Source organism: Aquabacterium sp. (assembly GCF_050725395.1).
Taxonomy (GTDB): domain Bacteria; phylum Pseudomonadota; class Gammaproteobacteria; order Burkholderiales; family Burkholderiaceae_C; genus Aquabacterium.
In genome coordinates this window covers 1-5,943 of sequence record NZ_JBOHHL010000076.1, presented here as the reverse complement: position 1 = coordinate 5,943, position 5,943 = coordinate 1, and the positions used below count along the sequence as shown (strand labels likewise).

Annotated in this window: 6 protein-coding genes and 4 tRNA genes; 3 read left to right on the top strand and 7 right to left on the bottom strand. The window is 65.6% G+C overall.

Features of this window, described 5'->3' with window-relative positions; all coding sequences use genetic code 11:
• The 3 genes from ACREB4_RS21070 to ACREB4_RS21060 all read right to left on the bottom strand — a co-directional run.
• A partial coding sequence (locus tag ACREB4_RS21070; RefSeq protein WP_431590198.1) for a hypothetical protein occupies positions 1–272 on the bottom strand: 272 nt, incomplete at its 3' end.
• A 51-nt stretch (positions 273–323) separates the two neighbouring features.
• Complete coding sequence (locus ACREB4_RS21065; protein WP_431590197.1) at positions 324–1,670, bottom strand: 3-deoxy-D-manno-octulosonic acid transferase; 1,347 nt, start codon at positions 1,668–1,670, stop codon at positions 324–326.
• A gap of 12 nt (positions 1,671–1,682) precedes the next feature.
• A complete protein-coding gene (locus ACREB4_RS21060) occupies positions 1,683–3,074 on the bottom strand; it encodes a phosphomannomutase/phosphoglucomutase (protein ID WP_431590196.1) in 1,392 nt (463 codons plus the stop codon).
• 232 nt (positions 3,075–3,306) lie between these two features.
• Here ACREB4_RS21060 and ACREB4_RS21055 point away from each other — a divergent pair, with 232 nt between their 5' ends.
• Genes ACREB4_RS21055 through ACREB4_RS21045 form a run of 3 tightly spaced genes read left to right on the top strand, consistent with a single transcriptional unit; the run spans position 3,307 to position 5,290 of the window.
• On the top strand, positions 3,307–3,885 hold the full coding sequence (locus tag ACREB4_RS21055; protein ID WP_431590195.1) for a methylated-DNA--[protein]-cysteine S-methyltransferase: 579 nt from the start codon (positions 3,307–3,309) through the stop codon (positions 3,883–3,885).
• A complete protein-coding gene (locus ACREB4_RS21050) occupies positions 3,882–4,808 on the top strand; it encodes a DMT family transporter (protein ID WP_431590194.1) in 927 nt (308 codons plus the stop codon). The genes ACREB4_RS21055 and ACREB4_RS21050 overlap by 4 nt, the downstream gene beginning before the upstream one ends.
• On the top strand, positions 4,805–5,290 hold the full coding sequence (locus ACREB4_RS21045) for a MaoC family dehydratase (RefSeq protein WP_431590193.1): 486 nt from the start codon (positions 4,805–4,807) through the stop codon (positions 5,288–5,290). Before ACREB4_RS21050 ends, ACREB4_RS21045 begins: the two co-directional genes overlap by 4 nt.
• A gap of 54 nt (positions 5,291–5,344) precedes the next feature.
• Here the strand turns inward: ACREB4_RS21045 and ACREB4_RS21040 are convergent.
• From ACREB4_RS21040 to ACREB4_RS21025, 4 genes are all read right to left on the bottom strand, one after another.
• Positions 5,345–5,421 (bottom strand) — tRNA-Asp (locus ACREB4_RS21040).
• A gap of 61 nt (positions 5,422–5,482) precedes the next feature.
• A tRNA-Glu gene (locus tag ACREB4_RS21035) sits at positions 5,483–5,558 on the bottom strand.
• 64 nt (positions 5,559–5,622) lie between these two features.
• Positions 5,623–5,698 (bottom strand) — tRNA-Ala (locus ACREB4_RS21030).
• 73 nt (positions 5,699–5,771) lie between these two features.
• Positions 5,772–5,848, bottom strand: a tRNA-Asp gene (locus ACREB4_RS21025).
• Positions 5,849–5,943 lie beyond the last annotated feature (95 nt).

Here is a 5,943-nt window from a genome sequence, read left to right as displayed (position 1 = left end):
CCGCCCGACAGGACGATCTGGGTCACGTCCACGTCACGGGTGAAAAACGACAGGTCGCTGTCGGTGATGTTGCCGGCAGCGCCGCTGCTGTTGGCACCGATCGAGAACGTGTAGTAATCGGTGAATGTGCCGGACGAGTAGAAGGTGTTGCCGAAAGAGGTGTCACCCGCCGTCAACAACCCGAGGTTGGTCGTGGCGGCACCTGCCATGCTGGCAAAGGACACCAAGGTCGCCAAGGCGGCAGACTTCAGGAGATTTTGGGGGAAACGCATCAAGACCTCGGTTTTGTGAGCGGCAACAATTGGTCACCAATAGACACATTGTTACCGAATGCCCTGTTTTGTTCGATCCCCAAAATCGGGGGAAATGGCTTCAATTGCTTCCGCCATGCGGCAGGCCGCCCCTTTGTGGGCCTGGGCAAACCCCAGGGCATGCACCACCATGGACGCATGGCGCGTGGGTTCCATCACACCCAAGGCGCTTTGCAGGGCTTGGTTGATGTTGTCGACCCGCACGGCGGCACCGGCGGCTTCGCTGAGCTCCGCCGCCAACGCAAAATTGAAGGTGTGGGGACCCATGACCAAGGGGCACCCACAGGCCGCCGCCTCGATGAGGTTCTGCCCACCCAGCGGGGCGAAACTGCCGCCCAGCAAGGCCACCTGGGCGGCGGCGTAATAGGCTGGCATCTCGCCCATGCTGTCGCCCAGCCAGACCTCGCAGGACAGGGCTTGCGCATCGGGCAAAGCGTCAGGCCCCCAAGCACTTCGCCGGGACAGGCTCAAGCCGTGCTGGCGCACCAGGGCTTCCACGTCGTCGAAACGCTGGGGGTGGCGGGGCACGATCATCAACCGGGCACCGCCTTGCTCCGGCAGACGCGTCCAGGCGGCCAGCAAATCCGCTTCTTCGCCCTCGCGCGTCACTGCGGCCAGCACGATGGGGCGGACACTGGCCGCCGCCCAGGCCTTGCCGCGCGCCAGCAAGGCCGGCGACGGGTTCAGGTCGAATTTGACATTGCCACACACGACCACCCGCCGGGCACCCGCCAGGCGCAGCCGGTCGGCGTCATCCTGGGTCTGCGCCAGGGCCAGTGACATGCTTTGCGCGGCGGGGCGCATCAAAACCGCCAGGCGCAAGGCCTGCTTCAGGCTTTTCTGGCTCAGGCGCGCATTGGCCAGCACCATGGGCAGGTTCGCCCGGGCCGCCATGCGCTGCACGTTCGGCCAGATTTCGGTTTCCATCAGCACACCCAACGTCAGGCCGTGGGCACGCAAGAAACGCTGCACGGCCCCCGGGGTGTCAAAAGGCAGCCAGGTTTGCACATCGCCGTCCTGCAGCAAGGCCGTGCCCGCTTCCCGGCCCGTGGCCGTGCCGTGGGTGAGCACCAAACGCAGGTTCGGCCAAACCCGACGCAGTTCGGCGATCAATGGCCTGGCTGCCAGGGTCTCGCCCAGGGACACGGCGTGCACCCAGACCAGCGGGTGCCCCGTGGCGCGGGCCCGTGCCACCGCCTGCCGGTGCGCCCGGCCATAAAAGCCAAGCCGCTGCGGCCAATGCACGCGGTAGGTCGGCTCCTCGCGCCCACGCCGCCACACCCGCCACAAATAGGCAGGCACGATCAAGCGCATCAGCAGGCTGTAGGCCTGCTGCGCCAGCCAGGTTTTGAGGAACACGCGGCCGATCGATCAGTGCGCGCTGGCGCCCACGTGGGCATCCGGCTTCACCGCCAGGATGGCCGCCATGAACTGCTTCTGGATGCGGTCCAGCGCGGCTTGCGTCTGGCCTTCGAAGCGCAGCACCAGCACCGGCGTGGTGTTGGACGCGCGCACCAGGCCGAAGCCGTCGGCGAAGTCGGCGCGCAGGCCATCGATGGTGTGCACTTCGAGCGCATCCGGGAACTTCGCGGTTTCCTTCAGCTTGGCGACCACGTCGTGGTGCTCGCCTTCGGCACAGGCCACGTTCAGCTCGGGGGTGCTGAAACTGGTGGGCAAGGCGTCCAGCACCTCGCTGGGGTTGGCGACCTTGCTGAGGATCTCGAGCAGGCGGCCGGCCGTGTAGGTGGCATCGTCGAAACCGTACCAGCGCTCCGAGAAGAAGATGTGGCCGCTCATCTCGCCCGCGAAGGGCGAACCGGTTTCCTTCAGCTTGGCCTTGACCAGCGAGTGGCCGGTCTTGTACATCACGGGCACGCCACCGGCTTCGCGAATGGCCTGGCTCAGGCGCTGGCTGCACTTCACGTCGAAGATGATCTGGGCGCCAGGCACACGGCTCAGCACATCGCGCGCGAACAGCATGATCTGGCGGTCGGGGAAGATGTTGTTGCCCTCCTTGGTGACCACGCCCAGGCGGTCGCCATCGCCATCGAAGGCCAGGCCCAGTTCGGCGCCATGCTCTTTCACGGCCTTGATCAGGTCGACCAGGTTTTCCGGCTTGGAAGGATCGGGGTGGTGGTTGGGGAAATCGCCATCCACTTCGGAATACAGCTCGATCACTTCGCAACCCAGGGCGCGCAGGATGCCGGGCGCCGACGCACCGGGGATGCCGTTGCCGGAGTCGACCACGATCTTCATGGGACGCGCCAACTTGGCGTCGGCCACGATGCGCTGGGTGTACTCGGGCAGCACGTTCAGTTCGGTCAGGCCGCCGCTGCCGGTGACGTAGTCCTCGGCCTCGATGCGCTGGCGCAGGCCCTGGATGTCGTCGCCGTAAATGGCGCGGCCGGCCAGCACCATCTTGAAGCCGTTGTAATCCTTGGGGTTGTGGCTGCCGGTGACCTGGATGCCGCTGTGGCAGCCCTGGTCGCCGCGGGTGGCGGCCACGTAGTACAGCATGGGGGTCGTGACGGCGCCGAGGTCGATCACATTGATGCCGGTGGAGCGCAGGCCCTTGATCAAGGCAGCAGCCAGGCTGGGGCCGGACAGGCGGCCATCGCGGCCGATGGCCACGGCTTTTTCACCCAGCTTGAGTGCTTCGGTGCCGAAGGCGCGGCCCAGGTGCTCGGCCATGGCAACGTCCAAGGTCTTGTCCACGATGCCGCGGATGTCGTAGGCCTTGAAAATGGAAGCGGTGACTTGCATGGTGATCCTTTGCTGAATGAATGATGGATGAGTTTTTGTGCGTTCTGAAATGCGGCTGATGCACTGACACTTGGCACGGCACCTTGGTTCCCATTCTAGAGAAGCCTGCAGGACACTCAGCAAAAGCCGCACCAGTCACCGCGCGCCAGCGTCCGGATTTCAAAAATGTGTCCGCTGTACGGCAAGGTGGCTTGCCAGCGGCTAGGATGAAGCCAACGCCGCCCGCACCACCATGACCACTTGCTCCCTGCCCTACACCGCCCAGGCCCTGATCGGCTCACCCCTGGGCGATGTGCGCCTGGCCTGCACAGCGCAGGGACTGGCGGGCGCGTGGTTCACCGACGGCACGAAGGACACGCCCGGGCCCTGGCCCGAGATGCCACAGGATCCGACCACCCCCGTGCTGAGCGAGGCCGCACGCCAGTTCGGCCGCTACTGGGCCGGTCAGTTGAGGGCGTTTGAACTGCCGCTGGACCCGCAGGGCACCCCCTTCCAGCGCGCCGTCTGGCTGGCACTGCTGACCATTCCCTTCGGGACCACGGCCACCTATGGCGAGATCGCCGCCCGCATCGGCCAACCCAAGGCCAACCAGGCGGTCGGGCTGGCCGTTGGCGCCAACCCCCTGATCGTGATCGTGCCCTGCCACCGCGTCATCGGCCGCGATGCCCGGCTGACGGGGTTCAGCAGCGGCCTGCCGCGCAAGGTGGACCTGCTGCGGCGCGAAGGGCTCCGCATCGAGGGCGAGTTCGTGCGGCAGCCCGACGCCCACCAGGCCAGGCTCTTTGCCGATGACGGAGCGCCTTCCACATGAGGGCGCGTGACCTGGCCGAGATGCTCTTGCTGGCTGCGCTGTGGGGCGCTTCTTTCCTGTTCCTGCGCATGGCCGCGCCGGTGGTGGGGCCCCTGGCCGTGGCCGCCTTCCGCGTCACGGGGGCGGCCTTGATGCTGTGGCCACTGTTGCTCTGGCGGAAACAAGCCGGCCTGGTGGTCCGCCGCACACCGGTGCTGCTACTGGCAGGGCTGGTGACCTGCGTGCTGCCCTTCCTGGGACTCAGCCATGCCGCCCGCGCCCTCCCCGCCGGCCTCCTGTCGATCCTGAACGCCACCACGCCGCTGTGGGGGGCGCTGGTGGGCTGGCTGTGGATGCGCGAGCGCCTGAGCGCGGGCACCGTCGCGGGTCTGCTCATGGGCCTGGCGGGCGTGGCCCTGCTCGCCACCGACCGCACCCACATCGATGGCGAACTGGCCCAGGGCGCCGTGGCCATCGCCCTGGCCAGCACGCTGATGTACGCCATTGCCACCCACCACACCCGGCGCTACCTGAACACACTGCCCCCCTTGAGCGTCAGCACCGGATGCCTGAGCGCCGCGGCGTTGGTGCTGGCCGTCCCCGCCTGGCTGGTGGGGCCGCAGCCTTCCGGCAACTTCCCGGCGCCGCCCGCCACCTGGGCCGAAGTGCCGCAGGCCACCTGGCTTGCCCTGACAGGCTTGGCCGTGCTTTGCACCGCGGTGGCGTACTTGCTTTTTTACCGGCTGCTGGCCCGCGTGGGGCCCACCCGCGCCATGACGGTCACTTTCCTCATCCCCGTGTTCGGCATGTTGTGGGGCTGGCTCTTCCTCCACGAAGAAATCACCTGGCCCATGCTCGCCAGCACCACCGTGATCCTTTTGGGCACCTTGCTGTCCAACGGGATGCTGTCCACCCGCTTGTTCGCCAAGGAGCGCATTGCATGACCGACACCACCGCCGCCATCCAATGGCATTGGGAAGATTTCAAAGACGGACTCGTGATGGAGTTCGGGCCCAAGCGGGTCGAACGCGACGAAGTGATCCGCTTTGCCACCGAGTTCGATCCCCAGCCCTTCCACTTGAGCGAGGAAGCCGGCAAGGCCTCGCTTTTTGGCGGCCTGGCGGCCAGCGGCTGGCACACGGCCGGCATGGTGATGCGCCTGATGTGCGATGGATTCCTGAACAAGTCCAGCAGCCTGGGCTCGCCGGGGTTGGATTCGCTCAAGTGGCAGCGGCCCGTGATGGTGGGCGACGAGTTGCGCGCCCGTTTGACCGTGCTCGGCAGCCGCCCCATGAACAGCAAGCCCAAGGTGGGCCTGGTGCAGACCCGCTGGGAAGCGCTGAACCAACGCAACGAGGTGGTGATGACGATCGAGAGCTGGGCGATGTTCGGACGACGCGAACCTGCCCCGTCGTCCTCGACATGAAAAAAGCCACCCTGAGGTGGCTTTGGTGCAGCTGCGCCATGCGCAGGAAAAACTTGGCGGAGTGGACGGGACTCGAACCCGCGACCCCCGGCGTGACAGGCCGGTATTCTAACCAACTGAACTACCACTCCGCAGTGGTTTAACTAACCTGACGACTCCGGTTGCTTTCACAACCCAAGCGCCGTCAAAACTTGGCGTCTCCTAGGGGATTCGAACCCCTGTAGCCACCGTGAAAGGGTGGTGTCCTAGGCCTCTAGACGAAGGAGACATCGTCTTCAAAATTCAACGCTCGGGAACAAACCAAGCCGCCCGTTCGACGCCACCACATTGAATGGTGGAGGTAAGCGGGATCGAACCGCTGACCTCTTGCATGCCATGCAAGCGCTCTCCCAGCTGAGCTATACCCCCATCGTGGTTCACTTGCGGTGACTTGCACGGCAGGGCGCCAAACTGGCACCGAGACTTGTTCCCAACAAAAACTTGGCGGAGTGGACGGGACTCGAACCCGCGACCCCCGGCGTGACAGGCCGGTATTCTAACCAACTGAACTACCACTCCGCAGTGGCAAAACCAAACTCACAAAAACTGGCGTCTCCTAGGGGATTCGAACCCCTGTAGCCACCGTGAAAGGGTGGTGTCCTAGGCCTCTAGAC

Coding starts and splice junctions, on each gene's coding strand:
- ACREB4_RS21060 (WP_431590196.1), bottom strand. CDS start 3,074: ATGCAAGTCACCGCTTCCATTTTCAAGGCCTACGACATCCGCGGCATC.
- ACREB4_RS21055 (WP_431590195.1), top strand. CDS start 3,307: ATGACCACTTGCTCCCTGCCCTACACCGCCCAGGCCCTGATCGGCTCA.
- ACREB4_RS21050 (WP_431590194.1), top strand. CDS start 3,882: ATGAGGGCGCGTGACCTGGCCGAGATGCTCTTGCTGGCTGCGCTGTGG.
- ACREB4_RS21045 (WP_431590193.1), top strand. CDS start 4,805: ATGACCGACACCACCGCCGCCATCCAATGGCATTGGGAAGATTTCAAA.